This is a genomic window from Mycobacterium sp. (assembly GCF_029961025.1).
In the GTDB taxonomy this organism is placed as follows: domain Bacteria; phylum Actinomycetota; class Actinomycetes; order Mycobacteriales; family Mycobacteriaceae; genus Mycobacterium.
Map to the genome: position 1 here is coordinate 305,553 of NZ_JASBVP010000002.1, position 18,856 is coordinate 324,408.

At 67.4% G+C, this 18,856-nt stretch carries 15 protein-coding genes; 7 read left to right on the plus strand and 8 right to left on the minus strand.

The annotated features are described in order from the left end of the window. Position 1: 1 nt before the first annotated feature. Positions 2–5,500, minus strand: a complete 5,499-nt coding sequence (locus tag QJR12_RS02260) for a biotin carboxylase N-terminal domain-containing protein (protein ID WP_300575713.1) — start codon at positions 5,498–5,500, stop codon at positions 2–4. Positions 5,501–5,668: 168 nt separating this feature from the next. Here QJR12_RS02260 and QJR12_RS02265 point away from each other — a divergent pair, with 168 nt between their 5' ends. The 4 genes from QJR12_RS02265 (at position 5,669) to QJR12_RS02280 (ending at position 8,986) form a co-directional block, all read left to right on the plus strand. Next, positions 5,669–5,959 (plus strand): hypothetical protein, encoded by a 291-nt coding sequence (locus tag QJR12_RS02265; RefSeq protein WP_300575716.1) that lies wholly within the window; start codon positions 5,669–5,671, stop codon positions 5,957–5,959. Positions 5,960–6,007: 48 nt separating this feature from the next. Beyond that, positions 6,008–6,394, plus strand: coding sequence for a helix-turn-helix transcriptional regulator (locus QJR12_RS02270; protein WP_300575719.1), 387 nt, complete (start codon positions 6,008–6,010; stop codon positions 6,392–6,394). A 130-nt stretch (positions 6,395–6,524) separates the two neighbouring features. Next, positions 6,525–8,243, plus strand: a complete 1,719-nt coding sequence (locus QJR12_RS02275; RefSeq protein WP_300575721.1) for an alpha/beta fold hydrolase — start codon at positions 6,525–6,527, stop codon at positions 8,241–8,243. Continuing rightward, the gene (locus QJR12_RS02280; protein ID WP_300575724.1) at positions 8,240–8,986 is read left to right on the plus strand and encodes an alpha/beta hydrolase; all 747 of its coding nucleotides are present in this window, start codon (positions 8,240–8,242) and stop codon (positions 8,984–8,986) included. Before QJR12_RS02275 ends, QJR12_RS02280 begins: the two co-directional genes overlap by 4 nt. An 11-nt stretch (positions 8,987–8,997) precedes the next feature. On the opposite strand, the gene QJR12_RS02285 is transcribed toward QJR12_RS02280, so the two are convergent. Continuing rightward, positions 8,998–10,950, minus strand: coding sequence for a 3-oxoacyl-[acyl-carrier-protein] synthase III C-terminal domain-containing protein (locus tag QJR12_RS02285; RefSeq protein WP_300575727.1), 1,953 nt, complete (start codon positions 10,948–10,950; stop codon positions 8,998–9,000). A 307-nt stretch (positions 10,951–11,257) separates the two neighbouring features. Between QJR12_RS02285 and QJR12_RS02290 the strand changes: the two genes are divergently transcribed. Next, positions 11,258–11,668, plus strand: coding sequence for a BlaI/MecI/CopY family transcriptional regulator (locus QJR12_RS02290; RefSeq protein ID WP_300575730.1), 411 nt, complete (start codon positions 11,258–11,260; stop codon positions 11,666–11,668). Between the two features lie 421 nt (positions 11,669–12,089). Next, positions 12,090–12,593, plus strand: coding sequence for a M56 family metallopeptidase (locus tag QJR12_RS02295; RefSeq protein ID WP_300575732.1), 504 nt, complete (start codon positions 12,090–12,092; stop codon positions 12,591–12,593). Between the two features lie 3 nt (positions 12,594–12,596). On the opposite strand, the gene QJR12_RS02300 is transcribed toward QJR12_RS02295, so the two are convergent. Continuing rightward, on the minus strand, positions 12,597–13,457 hold the full coding sequence (locus QJR12_RS02300; protein WP_300575735.1) for a cytochrome c biogenesis protein CcdA: 861 nt from the start codon (positions 13,455–13,457) through the stop codon (positions 12,597–12,599). Next, positions 13,454–13,948, minus strand: a complete 495-nt coding sequence (locus QJR12_RS02305) for a protein disulfide oxidoreductase (RefSeq protein WP_300576499.1) — start codon at positions 13,946–13,948, stop codon at positions 13,454–13,456. The genes QJR12_RS02300 and QJR12_RS02305 overlap by 4 nt, the downstream gene beginning before the upstream one ends. Positions 13,949–14,261: 313 nt before the next feature. On the opposite strand from QJR12_RS02305, the gene QJR12_RS02310 reads away from it, so the two are divergent. Then, positions 14,262–15,167: a class I SAM-dependent methyltransferase gene (locus QJR12_RS02310; RefSeq protein ID WP_300575738.1), complete on the plus strand. Its 906-nt coding sequence runs from the start codon at positions 14,262–14,264 to the stop codon at positions 15,165–15,167. 39 nt (positions 15,168–15,206) lie between these two features. Here QJR12_RS02310 and QJR12_RS02315 read toward each other — a convergent pair whose 3' ends face one another. The 4 genes from QJR12_RS02315 to QJR12_RS02330 all read right to left on the minus strand — a co-directional run bounded on the left by QJR12_RS02315 (position 15,207) and on the right by QJR12_RS02330 (position 18,841). Continuing rightward, positions 15,207–16,730 (minus strand): AMP-binding protein, encoded by a 1,524-nt coding sequence (locus tag QJR12_RS02315; protein WP_300575742.1) that lies wholly within the window; start codon positions 16,728–16,730, stop codon positions 15,207–15,209. Positions 16,731–16,927: 197 nt separating this feature from the next. Next, entirely contained in the window at positions 16,928–17,266 is a 339-nt protein-coding gene (locus tag QJR12_RS02320) for a hypothetical protein (protein ID WP_300575745.1), read from the minus strand. Further along, positions 17,263–17,577 carry a hypothetical protein gene (locus tag QJR12_RS02325; RefSeq protein ID WP_300575748.1) on the minus strand — a complete coding sequence of 105 codons (315 nt, stop codon included), beginning with the start codon at positions 17,575–17,577 and terminating at the stop codon, positions 17,263–17,265. The genes QJR12_RS02320 and QJR12_RS02325 overlap by 4 nt, the downstream gene beginning before the upstream one ends. 7 nt (positions 17,578–17,584) lie before the next feature. Continuing rightward, positions 17,585–18,841 carry a methane monooxygenase/ammonia monooxygenase subunit B gene (locus QJR12_RS02330; protein WP_300575751.1) on the minus strand — a complete coding sequence of 419 codons (1,257 nt, stop codon included), beginning with the start codon at positions 18,839–18,841 and terminating at the stop codon, positions 17,585–17,587. Between the last annotated feature and the right edge of the window lie 15 nt (positions 18,842–18,856).

Consider the following 18,856-nt stretch of genomic DNA (forward strand, 5'->3'; position numbering starts at 1 on the left):
GTCAGCGCACCGGAAACGGTTTTTTCACTCGGGCCATTCCGCGCTCCAGCGCCGCCACGATGCTCGGGCGCAACCCGGCCGGCGGAATGATGCGGTGAACCGAACCCACCCGGCGGGCCCGCTCCACGGTGTGCACGGCTTCGAACTCCGCTGCCACCTCGCCGAGCTTGTCCGACCGCACGGCCGCCCGGACCGCGGAGAGCTTTACCCGCAACCGCGCGCTGATCGCCGCGTCCGTGCAGGCGGCAAGCTGCCCCTCCAGCTCGCGCACCGCCGGGTCCGCGGCGGTGCGCTTGTTGACCTCGCGGGTGAACACCACCGCCGCGGCCGGTGCGCCGCCGATCACCGAGGCGAACGATCCCTCGACGGCAAGCACCTCCATGTTCTCGTTCAACGCGTTGGAGAACACCACGAAAGCCCCGCCGTGGTAGCGCGAGATCACAGTGAAGACGATCGGTCCGTCGAAGTTGACAATGCCCCTCCCGATTTCGGCGCCGTACTCCAGCTGAAGCTTGCGCAAGGATTCCGGTGAGCCGTCGAAACCCGACAGGTTGGCCAGCACCACCAAGGGCCGGTTTCCGCTGGAGGCGTTGATCGCGCGGGCGGTCTTTTTCGAGGACTGCGGGAAAAGGGTTCCCGACGTCCACTGGTCCGGCCCGTCGGCAGGATGCCACCCCTTACGTGGGATGACCCGCGACTCGATGCCGATGACGCACACCGGGATTCCGCCGATGTGAGCGTCGAACACCACCGCGGTGTCGGCGTCGGCCATGTCGGCCCACCGCTCGAGCACCGGATGATCCTGATCGACCACCGCGCGCATGACGGTCCGGATGTCGAACGGCTTCTTGCGATCCTTGTTGACGCTGGGCGAGAAAATGTCGCCGACGGTGGTGAATTCGCTGGCCGGATGCGCGTGGGGGAAGTCCCGAACGTCGCGGTCCACCGGGTCGCACGTCACGGCACGGCGCGGAAAACGTTCTCCGGGAGCGACATACGTGTGTTCATAGTGCGCGAACAGAATCTCGCACGCGGCCTGAAGGTTGGGCGCCCAATATTGGGCCTGCCCGTTGGGCCCCATCACCCGGTCATAGCCGCCGATACCGAAGTTGTCTTCCGCCGAAACCCCGCCGGAGTAATCGAGGGACTGCTTGCCGGTGAGCACCATCGCGCTGTCGGGCGTCATGACCAGAATTCCCCTGGTGTGCATCAGCATCGTCGCCTCGGCGTTCCAGTAGGGCTGCGCGCCGACGTTGATTCCCGCGACGATGACGTTGATTTCACCGCCGTGCTGGGTGAACGTGACGATCCGGCGAAGCGCGCGCGCCACCCAGTCCATGTTCTCGGTGCCGCTTTGCATGGAAATGGTTGCGCCGGAGGACAACGCGAACCATTCGACCGGCAGCGACAGCTCCTCGGCGAGGTCGATTGCCGCGATCACCCGGGCGCATTCGGCCTCGGCCACCGTGCCCAGGGCTTTGGTCGGGTCCCCGAACAGCGCGATGCGCGTCACGCCCTCGGGGTAGCGGTCCGTCGGGCGCGAGACCTTGCCGACGATGAGGCCGGCGGTGTTGCGCCCGTAGGGCCGGTCGACGGGAACCAGCACGCCCGAGGTGTCGAAGTCGTATTCGACGAAACTGCCCTCACCACCGGTGAGCAGCGGGACCAGCTCGTAGGGGTAGACCGTGCCGCGGGCTTGCGAGCGCTGCACCTTCTGCGCGTACTCGTCGAGCGGGGGTAGTGGCTCGGTGGGCGGCTCGGTCACGTTCGCCACGACACCGGCACCGGGACGGTAGGAAAAGCAGATCGCCACCCGCCGGGGCGGCGACGAGGGGCTGTCCTTGACGCGTGCCAGGATGCTGACCTCTTCCAGGCCGGCATTGATCGTCAGGGGCGCCGTGCGGCGCGCCATCACCGGAGCCCGGTCGGCGGGGATGTCGAGCACCGGCCACACGAAAAGCGCGACGCGGTTGTTGTCGAGCCGCCTTTTTCCCCGCTGAGCCTGCGCCCGGCGAATGCCGTCCAGGCACGCCGCGAGGGTGCGCTCGATGGCCGGTATTCCGACCACCTCGCCGGCCTCGTTGCGCTGGGGGGTGACGTCGCGAACCTCGGCCAGCGCGATGAGGCGCTCATCGGCCGGATTGTCCTTGGCCACCACGTGGAAAAGATACGTTCCCTCCGCGGCGGGAAGGCGGGTGCCGTCGAAATTCTTCAGCCGCCACAATTCGAGACGTTGACCGGTCAGCGGGTGCATGTCGCGGATGGTCCGGTCTTCCGCTATGCCGTCGCGCCCCGGGCGAAACGTCACCTGGTGCAGCTGGCGACCGACGACCGTCAGGGTCACCCGGCGCCAACCGGCCGTGCGGGGATGCGCCACCAGCACCGTACGCAACTCGGTGGACAACTCGTCGCCGTCGGTGGGCGCGTCCGGCCAGGAGAGATAGATATCGACGACGAGATCCTCAGCGGCGGGACCGCACATCGCGTCAATGGCGCCGAGGGTGGCGGGCAGCCGCTCGCGGTCGGTCACCGTCGACACCAGGCGCAACCGATCACCCGCCAATTCATAGCTGCCGGTAACAAATTGGTCACCTGCCTGTTCGAAGGTCTTGACGTCCTCGAGGGCGCGGATCTCGTAGTACTGGCGCGTGACCACCTCGAGCAGCGGGCCGGGATCAGAAATACGTTGCGCCAGCAGGTCGATCAACGGCTCCGGGGTTGCGACCAGGGCGTCGATGCGGGATGCGTAGTCCGGGGCGCCGGGATTCTCGGTGAGATACCGCAGGTGCGCGCGCACCCGGTCATAGGTTTGCTCACGAGCCTTCCGGATCTGCGGCTCGTCGAACAACCGGAACCGCAGGTTACGCGAGATGTCGCCGATGACCGGGTAGCGCACCTGGGTCGCGACGATCAGCCGTTCGAGCACCTCGCCCACCGCCGCGGGTAACGCCGAGACCACATCGGCGGTCAGCCAGCGCCCCAGCAGCGCGCTGATCACCGGCACCTGGTTCTCCATGCGCTGCAACGCCAGAAACAACCGGTACACCGCTTCTTCTAACTCCGGTCCCGGATCAAGGGTGCGGACGTCGTAATCCCGCAGCGCGCGAACGAGTTTCGCGCAAAACGTTGGTGGTAGTCCTTCCAATTGAGCATCTAGAGAACGCAGGAAGGAATGGAAGTGCTCGCGCGGGCTGTGCACCCGCTCATCGGAGTCCTGTTCGTCCAGCGTCGGGCGGTTGCGGGAAATCTCACAGATGTCGGCGAAGATGCCCAGCAGTGCGAGCTCGGCCTCGACGAGTTCCGCGTCGTCGTGGGGCAGGCTGTCACGAAGGGCGTCGTATTCGGCGAGCAACAGACCCGCACGCTCGGCGCTCACGTCATACCCGGTGATCAGGGCGCGGAGTTCGGCCAGGCGGGCCAGGGCTTCGGAGTGCGGGTCGGCATCCTTTTTCCGGGGCTGGGCGCGGAATTGGACGCGTGGGGCGGCCTGTGCCGCCGCGCTCTCCCCGATCTGCTCCAGGCGCAGCAGCGGGGCACCCGCGTCCACCTGACTGTTGACGCTCGCCAGCACCTCACGGACACGCCCCGCCGATGGCGCGCGCAGCGCGGTTTCCATCTTCATGCTTTCCAGGACCACGAGGGTGGCGCCGGCCTCGACCTCGTCGCCGACGGCCACCGGCACGGCGACCACCACCGCCGGAGCCGAAGCCCGGATCAGGCCGGCTTCGTCCCGGCTGATGCGGTGACCGATGCCGTCCACCTCGACGAGGTAGCCGGTGGGTCCCGCGACCGTGACGAGGTGGAACCGCTGATGGCCGACGGCAAGGCGGCTTTCGTACTCGCTGAGCCGCTCGAGGTCGACGACGAGTTCGCCGCCGTCCCCCTCGACGCGATAGCTGTGCGGCCCGATCTGCCCCACCGCGAGCCGGTAGGGCTGGCCCTGATAGCTCAGTTCGACGGTTCTGCCGATGGTGTGGGTCGCGCGCGGCCGACCGCCGCGTGCCGACGCCAGAAAACCCGCCCGTTCCAGGCTCTCCTCGGCGCCATACGCTTCGATGGCGGCCGCCGTCAACGCGATGTCCGCGGTGGCCGCGGGTCCGGTCGCAACGCCGACGCCGGTCCGGTCGAGCCAGCCGGTATCGGCCGTGGCACCGATGACCTCGTCGCGATCGAGCAGGTCGAGCAGAAAAGCCTTGTTGGTCGTGCCCCCGTCGATGACGACGGTCGTCTCCCGCAGCGCGGCGCGCAACCGCGCGAACGCTTCGTTACGGTCCCGGCCCCACGCGATGACCTTGGCGATCATCGAGTCGTAGTCGGGCGGGATGACGTCGTCTTGCGCGATCCCGGTGTCCACGCGCACCCCGGGACCCAGCGGGTACTTCAGCAGCCGCACGGTTCCCGGCGCGGGCGCGAATCCCTTGTCGGCGTCCTCCGCGTTGAGCCGGGCCTCGACGGCGTGGCCGTACTCGGGTGGGCAGTCGCCGCGCAACGCGCCGCCGGCGGCGACGAGAATCTGCAGTTTCACCAGGTCGATTCCGGTGGTGACCTCGGTGATCGGATGCTCGACCTGCAGCCGGGTGTTGACCTCCAGGAAGGTGAAGGCCCGCTGCTGCGGCTGGTAGAGGTACTCGACGGTGCCCGCGCCGCGGTATCCGGCCGCACGGACAAGCTCGGCGGAAACGGCCTTAAGATGCCCGGCCTGCTCCGTGGTGAGCACCGGGGAGCTGGACTCCTCGATGATTTTCTGGTTGCGGCGCTGGATCGAACAGTCCCGCACCCCGGGCGCCCAGACGTTGCCGTGGTTGTCGGCCACGACTTGGACCTCGACGTGACGGGCGTCGGCGACGAGGCGTTCGAGGAACACCACCGGGTCGCCGAACGCGCGCTCGGCCTCGCCCGCCGTGCGCTGCAGGGCGACTTGGAGTTCGTCGGGGGAGAACACCTTGCGGATGCCGCGGCCGCCGCCGCCGCTGCGGGCCTTGACGATCAGCGGATACCCGATGACCTCCGCGTGGCGGGCCGCGTCCCGGTAGCCGCTCACTGGCCCGCCGCTCCACGGTGCGAGCGGAACACCCACCCTCTCGGCCAGCAGTTTGGCCTGCACCTTGTCGCCGAGGACGCGCATCGCGGCCGGCGGCGGTCCGATGAACGTGACGCCCAAACGCGCGCAGAGCTCCGCAAAGGCGATGTCTTCTGCGACGAAACCCCACCCCACCCACACCGCGTCGGCTTGGGACTCCAGCAGCGCCCGTTGCAGCTCGGCGTGGTCGAGGTAGACGACGCCCGTCGACCTGCGCCGCAGGGTCACCGCCTCGTCGGCTTGGCGGACGAACATCGCCCGGCGTTCGGCGTCGGTGTGCAAAGCGATAGTCCTGATGCCACACCCGTATTCGGCATTCAGCTCGCGCACCGCCCGAATCAGGCGCACCGCGGCCTCACCCCGGTTAACGACCGCAATTCGCCGGGGGAAGCTGACTGTCAACGCGTCACTGGCAACCATGTGGCAAGCCTATGCGCCAAACCGCACCACGAACCCGAAATCGAAGCGGCGGCCGGGCCACCGAAACGGGCCGCAGCCGTAACGCCGGCCACGGGCTGATTTGATAGATTTAGCATCTGCGTGATATAGTAAGCACTGTCGGTTCCATCCACTACTTTAAGGAGACACATGGCTGACACCGCTAGCCCGATCGATATCCTCGACCTTACCCAGAAGCTCGGTGAGCAGTGGGTTTCGGTCGTCAAGCAGAGCCAGAGCGTGGCTTTGGACGTGACTCGGCGATTCACCGAGAAATTGCCCCAGGTGCCCTCGAGCCTGTCCGAGCTTCCGGCCAAGGCCGGGTTGCCCGACGTGCCCGCGGTGGCCGCGTACGGCTTCGACCTTGCCGCCGAATTGCTTGCGGCGCAAAAGGATTTCGCCGTGTCCCTGCTGGACGCGCTGACCCCGGAAAAGGCCTGAGCCATAATCATGTGGTAGCCACCGCACCGTGATCACGAGAGGACGGCGATGTCGGAAGAGCCGGCGAACAGCCGCAGTCTTCTGGGATCGTTCATTCGCGCGCAGCGACAGATGGCCAATCTGTCGCTGCGCGAACTCTCGGCGATGACGGCGGTGTCCAACCCCTATCTCAGTCAGATCGAGCGCGGATTGGCCGAGCCCTCGGCGCGGGTGCTGAAAGCGATCGCCGAGGCGCTTAACCTTTCCGCGGAAGCGCTGTTCACCCAGGCCGGTTTGATTTCGCAATCCGCCCCACCGGACGATAGTGCGACCGAAACCGCGCTGCGCACCGACCCGCGGCTCACGGCGTCGCAGAAGCAGGCGCTGCTGGCGGTGTACCGCAGCTACATCGAGGCGAACAACGACCGGGCCACCGATGACACCGCCGAGCGCTGATCGGATCGCCCGGATTCCCGCTTTCGCCCATGGATTCGGTGGCGGCCGCGGCATACTGACATCGCTGGGGCATACTGACATCGCCGGGGCGAGCGGAAATCCGCCCACCCGGTCGTACTGAAGGAGGCCCATGACCACGCCGGACGCGCCGACCCGCTCGGGTCCGCTGCAGGACCTGATCGGAATCACCGAAAACGTCACCTTCGTGACCGACCCGGCCTCCCTATTCCGTGAGCTGCTGGCCGCGTTCGCGACGACGCTGAAACATCCCACCAGCCTCATCGCCGCCCACGCCCGGCTGGCGTGGGGTTCTGCCGGGGCATGGCGGGCCGCGCTCGAACGCGCGGTGGGCCGGGACGCCCCCGGACCGATAGCGATACCCCGCGGCGACAGGCGGTTCTCCGACCCGGCCTATCAGGAGAACCCGGCGTACTTTCTGCTGGCGCAGCAGTATCTGTTGTTCAGCCAGCTCGTCACCGAACTCCTCGACACCGCGGACGCGGGTGGGGCGCGAGAAGCCAAGGCGCGTTTGGCCGCAAGCTTTCTCGTCGATGCGCTGGCGCCGACGAACACGTTCGCCGGCAACCCGGCGGCTATCCGCAAAGCGTTCGACACCGGCGGTAAGAGCGTCATCCGGGGCCTCAAGAACTTCCTGCATGATCTCCGCCACAACGGCGGCTGGCCGTCGCAGGTGGACAAGTCCGGGTTCGAGGTCGGCGTCAACATGGCCGCCACCCCGGGAAGCGTCGTCTACCGTAGCGATCTGATCGAGCTGATCCAGTACGCACCGCAGACGCCGACCACATACCAGACGCCGCTGCTGTTTTGCCCGCCGTGGATCAACAAGTACTACATCATGGATCTGGCGCCGGGCAGGAGCCTGATCGAGTGGGCGGTCCAGCACGGGCACACCTGTTTCGCCATCAGCTACCGCAACCCGGACGAGTCGATGAGCGAACTCGGTTTCCGTGATTATCTCTTCAAGGGCCCGCTGGACGCCGTGCGGGTCGTTCGGGAGGTCACCGGCGCGCCCGCCGTCAATACCCTGTCGGTGTGCCTGGGCGGGACGCTCACCGCGATCGGGCTGGCCTACAACGCCGCCCAAGGTGACGAGTCGATCAAGTCGGCGACCTTTATCAACACCCACACCGATTTCACCGAACCGGGATTGCTGGGGGCGTTCACCGACGCGGACACGGTCGCGCGGCTGGAAAAGCAGATGCGCAAACGCGGCTACCTGGACTCGGCGGCGATGGCCCGCACCTTCAGTGCTTTACGGCCCAACGACCTGGTCTTCAACTACGTGGCGAACAACTGGCTGCTGGGAAACAAACCCCCCGCATTCGACCTGCTGGCCTGGAACGACGACTCGACCCGGATGCCCGCCCGGATGCACTCGGAGTACTTGCGCTCGTGCTACTTGCGCAACGAATTCGCCCGCGGGGAATTCGAAGTCAACGGCATCCGCCTCGACCCGGGCCGCGTCGATATCGACACCTACGTGTTGTCGGCGGTCGATGACCACATCGTGCCGTGGACGTCGGCGTACAAGACGACCCAGCTGCTGGGCGGCAAAAGCAGGTTCGTGCTCAGCACCTCCGGTCACATCGCCGGTATCGTCAATCCCCCCCACCCCAAGGCCAGGCACTGGGTAAACGACAGCCTGCCCGCCGACCCGGCCGAATGGAAAGCCAATGCGCAATTGGTGGAGGACACCTGGTGGCAGGACTGGACGCAGTGGATCGCCGAGCGCGGCGGGCAGTTGGTTGCCGCGCCCGATCACCTCGGCAGCAAGGACTATCCCGAGCTCGGCAAGGCCCCCGGTAGTTACGTCCGGGAAACCGCGTGACCCGGTCACCGGCGAGCGGTGGCGCGGACCCGCTCGTGCTGTCGGCCCACGGGCTGCGTATCGTGGCGCGGGTCAGCGGATCGGGTCGGCCGGTGTTGCTGCTCAACGGGTTGGCCCGACCGATGCAGAGCTGGGCGTGGTTCGCCGCCCGGCTTCCCGGCCGAACCGTCATCACCTACGACGGTCCCGGCGTTGGCGCGAGCGATACCCCGATCCTCCCGTTGCCGATGCCCATGCTGGCCGATATCGCGGCCCGGGTCCTTGACGCGGTCGGTATCGGCAGCGCTGATGTTGTCGGATTTTCCCACGGCGGCGCCGTCGCTCAGCAGCTGGCGGCCGGTCATGGCACCCGGGTAAGACGGCTGGTACTGATGGCGACATCCTGTGGCGCCGGGGCGATTCCGGGGCGTGGCCGCGACCTGGTCCGGCTCTGGATGGCGCGGCGGCGGGCAACGCCCTGGCCCAGGCCGGACCCGCTGGGCGTGCTCTGGCAGACGGCCGCGATCGCCGCCTGGTCGAGCATCCCCCTGCTCGGCCGCATCGGCGCACCCACGCTCGTGGTGTGCGGCGATCGCGACCGGGCGGTTCCCCCGGCGAACAGCGGGCTGCTCGCGGCCCGCCTCCCCGATGCCCGCCTAGTTACCGTCGCGGCCGGACATGATCTGCAAAAGCCCGGGCCGGCGGCCGTGGTGGCCCGGCTGGTCGACCGGTTTTTGGGGTCGGAGAGCCGGCTGGCGGGCTGACGCCGGGCTAGCTAGCCGAAGGCAACGGCCACGTCGGTGGCGGCCGGCACGGCGTGCCCCTCCCCGGGTACCGCCCACTCGGCGGTGAAAGCCGGCTGCTCATCGGGAGCAACGGCGGCGGGATCGACCCGCATCACGGTGTAGCCGGCAACCGCGCCGGCACCGAAACCGGGGGTGAAGATTCGGCTCGGCTTGGTGATCACCCGCTCGCGCACCGCGTCGTGTATCGCCAGCGGAATGCTCGCCGAGGAGGCGTTGCCCACTCGTTCGATGTTGAAGTAGAGCCGATCTTGGCGAACGCCGGCCGAGGTCGCCAGGTCGATCACCATGGTCTTGTTCGCCTGGTGCGGGATGATGAGTTCGACGCTGTCGAGCAGCGAGCCCGCCGCCCCATCCGGGTCGGGCAGGGCCGCGATGTCGTCGAGCATCTGTTTGAGGTAGCGTCCGGCGAGCGCCTTTACCTCGGGGCCGTAGACGGTGATGTTGTTGGCGAACGCCGGATTGGGCCACAAGATGGAGTTGACCTGACTTGTCGGGCCGCTGGCATACGTCTGGATGTAATCGATGTCCGGTGCCGACCCGTCGGGTGCGGGGCCAATCACGATCGCGGCGGCGCCGTCGCCGAAGATCATCCGCGACGGGCGGACGTTGCCGATTTTGTCGGAGAACTTTTCCGCGCACACCACGACCACCGGCCGCTGCACGGTTTGCAGCACCCGCACGGCCTCGGCCAGCCCGTAGCTCAGGCCGGCGCAGGCGGCGACGAGGTCGAATGAGCAGTGCGTCTGATAGATGCCCAGTTGCCCGGAAATCCAGGTCGCGATCGACGGAATCAACCGGGAGCTGGTGCAGGTGCACACGATGACCGCCCCGACCTCGCCGGGACCCACCCCGGCGTGGGCCAGCGCCGAGCGAGCGGCGCGCAACGCGAGCTCCTCGAGGCTGTCCCAGGTGTAGCGGCGCTGCTCGATGCCGGTTTTCGCCGCGATCTCCTCCGCCGACATGGGCGACCAGTTATAGGCGCTGTTGCGGATGATGTCCTCGTTAGTGCACACCTGCTCACCGTGCACCGCCGCGATGGCCTGGATGCGGGGGTACACGGATAAGTCCTTGCGCACGTCGATGGGCCGGTACGGCCGAACCGGGGCGATCACGTCGCGGGCGGCGGGCGTGGTCTTCCTCGGAGCCTGCCCGGATTTCACCCGGGACAAAAACAGCTGGACATCACGGCTGCGGGGATGGAACACGACGACGAAATCGTCGTCTTTCAAGTCCTCGACCCTGGTCAGGGCCGCGTGCCGGCGCGACCACGGATACTGGTTGTGCAGCACCATCGACCAGCGGTGCAGGGCCTCCAGCTCAGGCACGTCCTCATCGCAATCGATGATCTCGGCATAGCTGTAGCGGCGGAAATCCGGGTCATAGCTCGACAGCCGCAGGGTTTGGTTCTTCGGGTCGGCCAACAGTTGCCCAACCGTGGGCAGGACGGCCGACAACCTGGTCGCGTGGTTGCGGCGGTGGGCGAAAACATCGTAGAGAATCGCGAAGATGCTGTCCTCCCGCTCGGCGTCCCACTGCGCCGGCAGATTCGGGTAGGCGGCCGACACGGCGGACACCTTCGTTTCGCTGCCCTCCCAGGGCGTCTGGATAGGCACGAAGACGTCGTCGCGGTGACGCGGCACGTCGGCCCACCGGGTCGGCCGGACGTCATACATCGTCATGGCATAGCGGTTGGCCCAGAACAGGTTGAGGGCCATGTCGCGCATCAGCTCGTATTTGGTCCGGTAGCCACCGGTTTTAATGCGCTCGAGGATGTCGGTCCCGGTCGGCGCCTTGGCGTCGAAGTCACGCTGGATAACCGCGTCGAGTTGCTCGAGGGTGTCGAACGCGGAGAAGTCGAAGTCGGGAAAACAGTTCGACGGAAAAACAATCTTGCCATGCGAATTCAATTGGTAGGCATACATTGTCGATCCCCTTCGCACTAGTGTCTACAAGTCTCAACGTTCGCCGGGCCCTGCCGGAACGGGCCGGCAGGTTGCTCACCTGCCCGGCCCGCCACCAGTGGTCCCGTCCTCGCGCACAACAGGTCGCTACCGTGCCGCGGTGGGAATGCCGGCTGCCAACTTGCCTTTCAGTGAATTCCCCGACGCCCGATCCTCCTTCCCGAGGATGCGAATGCCCCGAAACTACCAGGCAGTGGCGTGGATCGGGCGGCTTCGGAAGCATCCGGTCGGGCTGCCCCGGCGTACCGGTGCGGCTACCATGCAACAGTTGAGCACTACGACACTCGGGAGTAAGGCAGCGGTGCGCGTGCGGCAATTCGGTGACCTTGAGGCGGTCATCATGGACCGGATGTGGAGCCGCGGCGAGGTGGCGACGGTGCGCGAGGTTTTCACCGAACTGGCTGAGCATCGCCGGATCGCCTACACCACGGTGCTGTCGACCATGGACAACCTGCACCGCAAGGGGTGGCTGCAACGCAGTCGGGTCGGCAAGGCGTTTCACTATTGGCCGACCATGACACGCGAAGAACATTCGGCAGCCCTGATGCGCGAGGTGTTCGGCGCCGGTGGTGACCCCGATCTCGTGCTGACGCATTTTCTGAGCCAGCTCGGCCGGGAGGAGTCGATGCGGGTGCGGGCGACGTTGCGTCGCCTGATCGATGGTCGGAACCCCACGTGATCGCGGCGATGTGCCTGGCGGCCTACGCGATCGCCCAGAGCTGGGCGGGCCCGCGGCTGCTGCGCCGAGCCACCGGCAACGGTATGCATCCCCGGCTGGCGGTGGGGGTCTGGCTGACGGCGGTGAGCGTGACAATCGTCGCCTGGTTCGCCGCGCTGGCCCTCCTGCTCACGGGGACGATAGCCGGCGTGACGTGGCACCGGACGTCGGCGCTGTGCCCTCGGGCGCTCGGCGTCGCCGGCCGGGCGGGGCTGACGGAGCAGGCCGGCTCGGTGCTGATGCCGGTCCTGTTGGCGGCCGGGCTGGCCGTCACCGCCCCGGTCGCACTGCGTTGCGCCCGCCGGCTGCGGCTTCTACGCCACCGCAGCTCCCGGCACGCGGTCGCCGCACGCCTGATCGGCCGCCCCGCCGATCGGCGGGGGTGGTGGTCATCGACGCCGACGAGCCGGCCGCCTATTGTGTGGCGGGTCGCTCACCTGCGGTGGTCGTCACCTCCGCGGCGCTCGATCGACTCGACTCCCGGCAGCTGGCCGCGGTGCTGGCCCACGAAACGGCGCATCTGGCGGGCCGGCACCACGAGTTGCTGCTGGTGCTGCGGGCGCTGGCGGGCGGGCTGTCGCGGCTGCCGCTGTTCGTCGCGGCCGCCGACGCCGTGGCCCTGCTGCTGGAGATGTGCGCCGACGATGCCGCCGCCCGCCGTCACGGGTGGCGGCCGTTGCTGGAGGGGCTGCTCGCGCTTGCCGGCCGGCAGCGGACGGCGTCGGCGGCGCTGGGCGCCGCCGATCTGGCGGTCGTGGCTCGCGCGCAGCGCCTGGTCTCGCCCGCGCCGAGGGGAGCCCGCTGGCGTCACCGGGTGCTGTTGACCGGGGTGATGGTCCTGGCGCTGCTGATCCCGATGGCGCTGGCGCTGGTCTGCCGGCTCTGACGGTTACCTTTTCCTCGCCCGGCGCCCGGCCAGAGCACGCCATCCGAGGATGGCCGCCGTCAGGATGATGAGCGTGCCGAGCAACGGCCACGCCCCCAGCGCGCCGACCCGCCGGATGAACCAGCCCTGCACGATGCCGACGGCGCGGATCACCGGGTCACGCGGGCCGGCGTCGGTGTAGAACAGCCGGATCTCGTAGTAACCGTAATACGTCACATAAAGGCCGGTGAGCAGCACCACCACGCCGACGATCCGTCCGATGTGGGGAAGCACCCGCCGCAGGGCGCCGGCCGCCGACGCTCCCGCCACGGCGACGGCGATCGCGGCCACACCGACGGTGATCGCCATGCCGGCCGCGTAGGAAACGAAGGCCAGCATGCCGGTGAGCACGGAGCCCTGCTTGAAGCTCGTGCTGACGGCCGCCAGGAATGGTGCCAGCGTGCATGACAGCGAGGCCACCGCATAGCCCACTCCGTAGCCGTACATCGAGCCCAGCCGCGCGGTCGGTGTCCCGCGGGACAGCTTGGGCAGCACGACGCTGACCTCGCGGCCGGCGAGCAACCATATCGCCAGGGCGATGAGCAACACCCCGATGACGACGGTGGCGAACGGCAGGTACTTCTGGGCCGAGGCGATCACCGGTGCGATCACCAACCCGAAGAGCCCGAACACCGTGACGAATCCCGCCGACATCGCGACCGTGGCGCCGGCCGCCCGGGTCAGCGCCGCGAGCCGGGACCGCTCCGCGCCGCCGGCGGCGATCACCATCGTCAAGTAGCCCGGCAAAAAGGCGAAACCGCACGGGTTGAGCGCCGCAACCATGCCGGCGCTCAGCGCGAAGCCCAGCGCGGCGGTGTCGATCACGTACCGGTGAGTGCGGTGAGTCGTTGGGTTAGCTCAGCCTCGTTCATCGGCCCCTTGACCACGTCGATGCGCCCGTCGCGGTTCAAGAACGCGAACGCGGGCTGTTCCGTCACACCGAATTTCGCCCACACTGCCCCGCTCGTGTCGGCCAGCTGGACAAACTTCAGCGGATATTTCTTGACGAACTCCTGCATCGCGGGCAGCTGGCTGGCCGAGGCCACCCCCACGAACGTCACCGTCGGGTGGGCTTGCGCCACCCGGCCCAGCATCGGTGCCTCGCTTTGGCAGGTGGAGCACCACGGTGCCCAGAACCACAGCACGGCCGGCTTACCCAGCAGGCTAGCTCCGGAAAACTCCTGACCCTCAACGGTTTTAGCGGTGAACTGCAGCTGAGCGGGAACGGCCTTACCGGCGGCAAGTTGCGGGGCCGACCCGGCTGCCGAATGCGTCCCGGGATGAGGCGCCGGCCCACACGCGCCGAGGATGGTCAGCGACGCAACGGCGGCGATGATCGCCAACGGCCGGGCCAGGCGACCCGCCGGTCCCACGGTGATCGGACGCTCAGCGTACACGGTTACCTCCCAATCGGAGTCGGCCCGCCGGAATGCTCCAGCGATACTACCATCTCGGTACGTAGACAGTAGATGTGACCATAGTTGTGACAGTGAGTGACAATAAGTGTCGGCGGGGCCGGCCGTTGCCGGCTCAGCATGCGGATTTCGGTCAGTGCATCGCCGGACCCAATGTCCCGCTTGGTAATATCACCAGGCTCGGCACGAGCCTGACGGCACGGGGAGTGAAGGAATGTCACGCACCGACAACGACACCTGGGATGTGGCCACCAGTGTGGGAGCGACTGCGGTGATGGTGGCCGCCGGACGGGCCCGCGCCACCCGGGCCGATAATCCGCTCATCGATGACCCCTTTGCCGAGCCGTTGGTGCGCGCCGTCGGCATCGACTTTTTCACGCGCTGGGCCAACGGGGAATTGAGCGCCGCCGAGGTCGACGATCCCGGCGCGGCGTGGGGAATGCAGCGGCTGACCGACGCGATGGCGGTCCGCACCCGCTATATCGACGCGTTTCTCTCCGAGGCGGCAGCGGCGGGTATCCGCCAGGTGGTTATTCTGGCCAGCGGGCTGGACGCGCGCGCCTACCGACTGCCCTGGCCGGCGGGCACGACGGTGTTTGAGATCGACCAACCCCAGGTGCTGGAATTCAAGACGGCCACGCTGGCCGCGCTGGGCGCCGCGCCGACGGCCAGGCTGCAGGCGGTGCCGGTCGATTTACGGCACGACTGGCCTGCGGCGTTGCGCCACGCCGGGTTTGACACCGGCGAACCCACTGCCTGGACGGTTGAAGGGCTGTTGGCGTACCTGCCGCCGGACGCTCAGGATCGGCTGCTCGACAACGTCACCGCGCTCAGCGCCGCCGGCAGCCGGCTGGTCGCGAATATCTTCTGGGCCACTCCGGAGGGGCGCCAGGCCGGCCGCGCCGCGACCCAGAAATGGTATGAATGCGGTTTGGACGTCAAGCTCGACGACCTCAGCTGCCCCGGCGAACGCAACGACGTGGCCGACTACCTGGCGGGCTGCGGGTGGCGGGTGCTGGACCGTGCGGATTTCGGCGCGTTGCTGGCCGGCCATGGGTTACCGGTGCCGCCGGCGAACCCGGTCGACAACTACTGTTGCGCCGCGATCCTGGCCGACTGATCGAATCCGGGTAGAGCCCTAATCCTTTTTAAGGCCTAATTAGTTGACGGCGCGCTCACGTCCCTGCCAATAGGGTTGGCGCAGTTTGAATTTCTGCAGCTTTCCGGTCGCGGTGCGAATCAGCTCATCGCGGAATTCGATTCGCTTCGGGCATTTGTAGCCGGCCAGATGCTCTCGGCAATGCCTTATCAGCTCTTCGGCGGTGACCTCCCGGTTGGTGACGACGAGCGCGGTGACGAGCTCGCCCCACTTCTCGTCGGGAATCCCGATCACCGCGGCCTCCCGCACCGCCTCGTGCAGCATCAGCACGTCTTCGACTTCGATCGACGAGACGTTTTCGCCCCCGGTGATCACGATGTCCTTCTTCCGGTCCGCGATCGTCAGATACCCCTCGGAGATCGCACCGCCGTCCCCGGTGTGAAACCAGCCGCCCTCCAGGGCTTCCGCCGTCTCCTCGGGGGCGTTCCAATAGCCCTCGAAAACGTGATTGGACCGCGCCAGGATCTCCCCGTCGTCGGCGCAGGTGAGACTCACCCCGAGGACGGGCGCCCCGGCCCGGCTCAGCAACCGGGCCTGCTCAAGCGGGTCCAGGCCATCCCACTCGCTGCGCATCCGTGACATGGTCAGCAGCGGAGAGGTTTCCGTCAGGCCGTAAATTTGGATGAACTCCCAGCCCAGTTCGTCGCGCACCCGCTGGATCAGCCGCGTCGGCGGTGGCGCGCCGGCGACGATGGCCCGCACCCGCCCGCGCCCGGGCACCTCGCCGGGCCAGCTGCCGGCGGCGTCGAGGATGGACGCGATGACCGCCGGCGCCGCACACAGGTACGTCACGCCGTGGCGGTCGATCCGGCGCAAGATTTCCGCCCCGTCGACCTTCCGCAGGATCACCTGTGGCACCCCCATGCCCGTCGCCGCGAACGGCTGCCCCCATCCGTTGGCGTGGAACATCGGCAGGGTGTGCAGATACACGTCACGGTCGTTGACACCGGCCTGCCAGCCGAACACCACGGCGTTGATCCACAGGTTGCGATGGGTGATCTGGGCTCCCTTGGGCGCGGCCGTGGTTCCCGAGGTGTAGTTGATGGTCGCCGTCGCCGACTCCTCGGCATCCCACGGTTTCGGGTCGTCGGGCCCGCCCCACAGCACGTCGTCGTCTTCGCCAAAAACGAAGGTGTGCGGGGCGCCAACCTCGTCCAGCAGGTGTTTCAGCGAGGGATCCACCATCAGCACATCGGCCTCTGCGTGATGCATGATGTATTTGATCTCCTCGGCGGTGAGACGAAAGTTGATCGGCACCAGCACCCGGCCCCAACCGCACACCCCGAAAAACGACGCCAGCAGCCGCGCCGAGTTCTGGGACACCACGGCAACCCTCCCGCCGCGCTCGACGCCAAGCCGGTCCAGCGCCGCCGCCTGGCTTCGCACCCGGCGCCCAAGTTCGGCGTAACTCAGCTCGCACCACGAGTCAGCCGGTTGCGCGGGTTCGTCGACCACCGCGATCCGGCGCGGATACACCGTGAGCGCACGGTCGAGAAAGTCGGTGACCGTCAACGGGCACTGCATACCCACACCTTTCTTATCGTCGTTTCGGTCCCGAAGTATTTCTGGGTATTTCTGGGCCTAATCACGGGCGCTGTCATCTGGCTTCTGCGCCGACAGGGCCGGCTTGACCACCCTCGGTGGTTGTCAACGCCGACCCTGTCCATCACGTTAGCGTGGCGACTTTCGCCCCACGCCCGGCCCTACCCGCGCACTTACAGTCAATCCGGCGTGGGCGATGCTTCGGGCGCCTCCGTCGCGGCCCCGGACTCGCCTCCCCGGCCCGCGTCCAGCCCGACCGACGCCAACGTGACCTCGCCGCGTTCGAATTCTTCGATGAACCTCCACAACTCGTCGTGTAGGCTCACCTCGCCCAGTCCCGGGCCGGCCGGATGGCCATCGAGCCCGTAGGATCGCGCCGCCCGCCGGCAGACGAAGGCGATGAAGGCCACCGGGAATACCAGCGCAAAGAACATCGCGCTGAGGCTCAACAGCACGTCAAGGTTCGAGGGGCCGCCCGCCACGACACCGATGTCGGTCGCGGTGTACCCGATAGTCATAGGATCTCCTTTGAACCTGGTCCGGATGTCCCGACCCGCGAGGCGGGCTCCGGTCCGGCCGATTGCTCAAGCCGGTGCCCGTCATCGCGGTCGGGTTCGGCCGGCACACTCGGTGTGTCGGCTTGATTGGCTTGATTTTCCGCTGCCGCCGAGGTTTTGCGGATCCGCCGCATCACCACGAACAGCGCCGCCACCGGGAACAGCATCGCAAACGCGATGCCGAACCCCACCCCGGCCAGCTCGTCGCTGGTCATCTCGCCGCCGTGGGCGAGATAGGTGACACCCACCGCCAGGTTGGCCGCATTCAGCATCGGTGCCTCACTCCCCCCCGTACTGCGGCAGGATGCCGGTGGACAACTCGTTGATCTCGGCCACCGCCTGCTCCCCGCCGCTGCGGAAAAACATCGCTCCGGTGACCCGCACCTCGGCCTCGTTGAGCGGCAGCAGATTGCGTGACGACAGATCCTTGGAGTTGATGGTGACCGTCAGGGTGCGTGCCTCGCCCGGCTGGATCGGACTACTCGGGGTGACCCGCGCCCGCCCAACGTACGGGCCTTCCGGCGGGTTGGCCACCGCGTCCATGTTGTACAGCGAGTAGTCGGCGAACTGCACGTGGTCAAACGACGTCGGCGCCTTCGAATTGTTTTTGACGGCAACCGTCAATGTCAGCGTCTTCGCCTTGTCGTCGAACACCGCGCTTTTGACTGACGTCTGCAGGCCCTGCTGCAGCGCCGTCGGCGCCAGCGGTGGCGGCTGCACGCGCACCACCTGGATCGGAACCTCCGGCCCGTCGTGGATCTTGGCGTAGAAGTAACCGCCCATCCCGACCACCAGTGCGACCACCCCCAGGATCGCGGTCACCTTGATGTCGCGCTTAGGCAACATGCCCGACGGATCTCCGTAGCGCAGCACCACCGCGCGTTGCAGCAGCGGGCGCCACAACCAGAAGGTCACGTAGGCCAGCGCGACCGCCAGGCAGATCAGCTGCCAGGTCACCACGCGTGACATGCCGTAGGTCAACAGGTTGATCTGTTTGCCCGTTGCCAGCGTCTCGGTTTCGGTGAACGGGCCGCCCGCGTTTCGGATCGTGACCCACTGGCCCTGGCCGACCAGGGTGCCGGTCCCTTTCGCCGCCATCGCGGGATGCACATGCCAGCGACCGGGAAGCCTGGCCTTGAGCACCAGCTTGAACGGGTAGGTGGCGCCCCGCTGGATCTTCACCGACTGCGGGGTGAACATCCCGTTGAGCTCGCGGTCCTCGACGGTGAACACCGCTCCCGGGGTGTTGATCGTGAGGTAGGCGAGGTTGGGCGGCGATATGGTGTGGTCCGGCCAAGCGTTCATCACCCGCAGGTTCCCGGTGATCGTCAACTCCTGGTTGACGTCCAGTTCGTTGGTGGAGAAGTTGACGTCGTAGAACATGATCGTCGACGTCCGCTCGAAAGACTGCTGGCTTTCCTCGCCATGCGCGGACGCCACGCCCGCGGGAGCGAACAGCACGATCATTGCGACCGTGGCCAGCAGCGACACCACGAACCACCCGGCGCGGGAGCGCCTCGGCCCGTCACTTCCCACAGCCCTCCGATGGCG

Bases quoted from the DNA above. Each gene is read 5' to 3' on its own strand.
- QJR12_RS02320 (WP_300575745.1), bottom strand. From the start codon at position 17,266: ATGACTATCGGGTACACCGCGACCGACATCGGTGTCGTGGCGGGCGGC.
- QJR12_RS02275 (WP_300575721.1), top strand. From the start codon at position 6,525: ATGACCACGCCGGACGCGCCGACCCGCTCGGGTCCGCTGCAGGACCTG.
- QJR12_RS02285 (WP_300575727.1), bottom strand. From the start codon at position 10,950: ATGTATGCCTACCAATTGAATTCGCATGGCAAGATTGTTTTTCCGTCG.
- QJR12_RS02325 (WP_300575748.1), bottom strand. From the start codon at position 17,577: ATGCTGAATGCGGCCAACCTGGCGGTGGGTGTCACCTATCTCGCCCAC.
- QJR12_RS02315 (WP_300575742.1), bottom strand. From the start codon at position 16,730: ATGCAGTGCCCGTTGACGGTCACCGACTTTCTCGACCGTGCGCTCACG.
- QJR12_RS02270 (WP_300575719.1), top strand. From the start codon at position 6,008: ATGTCGGAAGAGCCGGCGAACAGCCGCAGTCTTCTGGGATCGTTCATT.
- QJR12_RS02265 (WP_300575716.1), top strand. From the start codon at position 5,669: ATGGCTGACACCGCTAGCCCGATCGATATCCTCGACCTTACCCAGAAG.
- QJR12_RS02310 (WP_300575738.1), top strand. From the start codon at position 14,262: ATGTCACGCACCGACAACGACACCTGGGATGTGGCCACCAGTGTGGGA.
- QJR12_RS02260 (WP_300575713.1), bottom strand. From the start codon at position 5,500: ATGGTTGCCAGTGACGCGTTGACAGTCAGCTTCCCCCGGCGAATTGCG.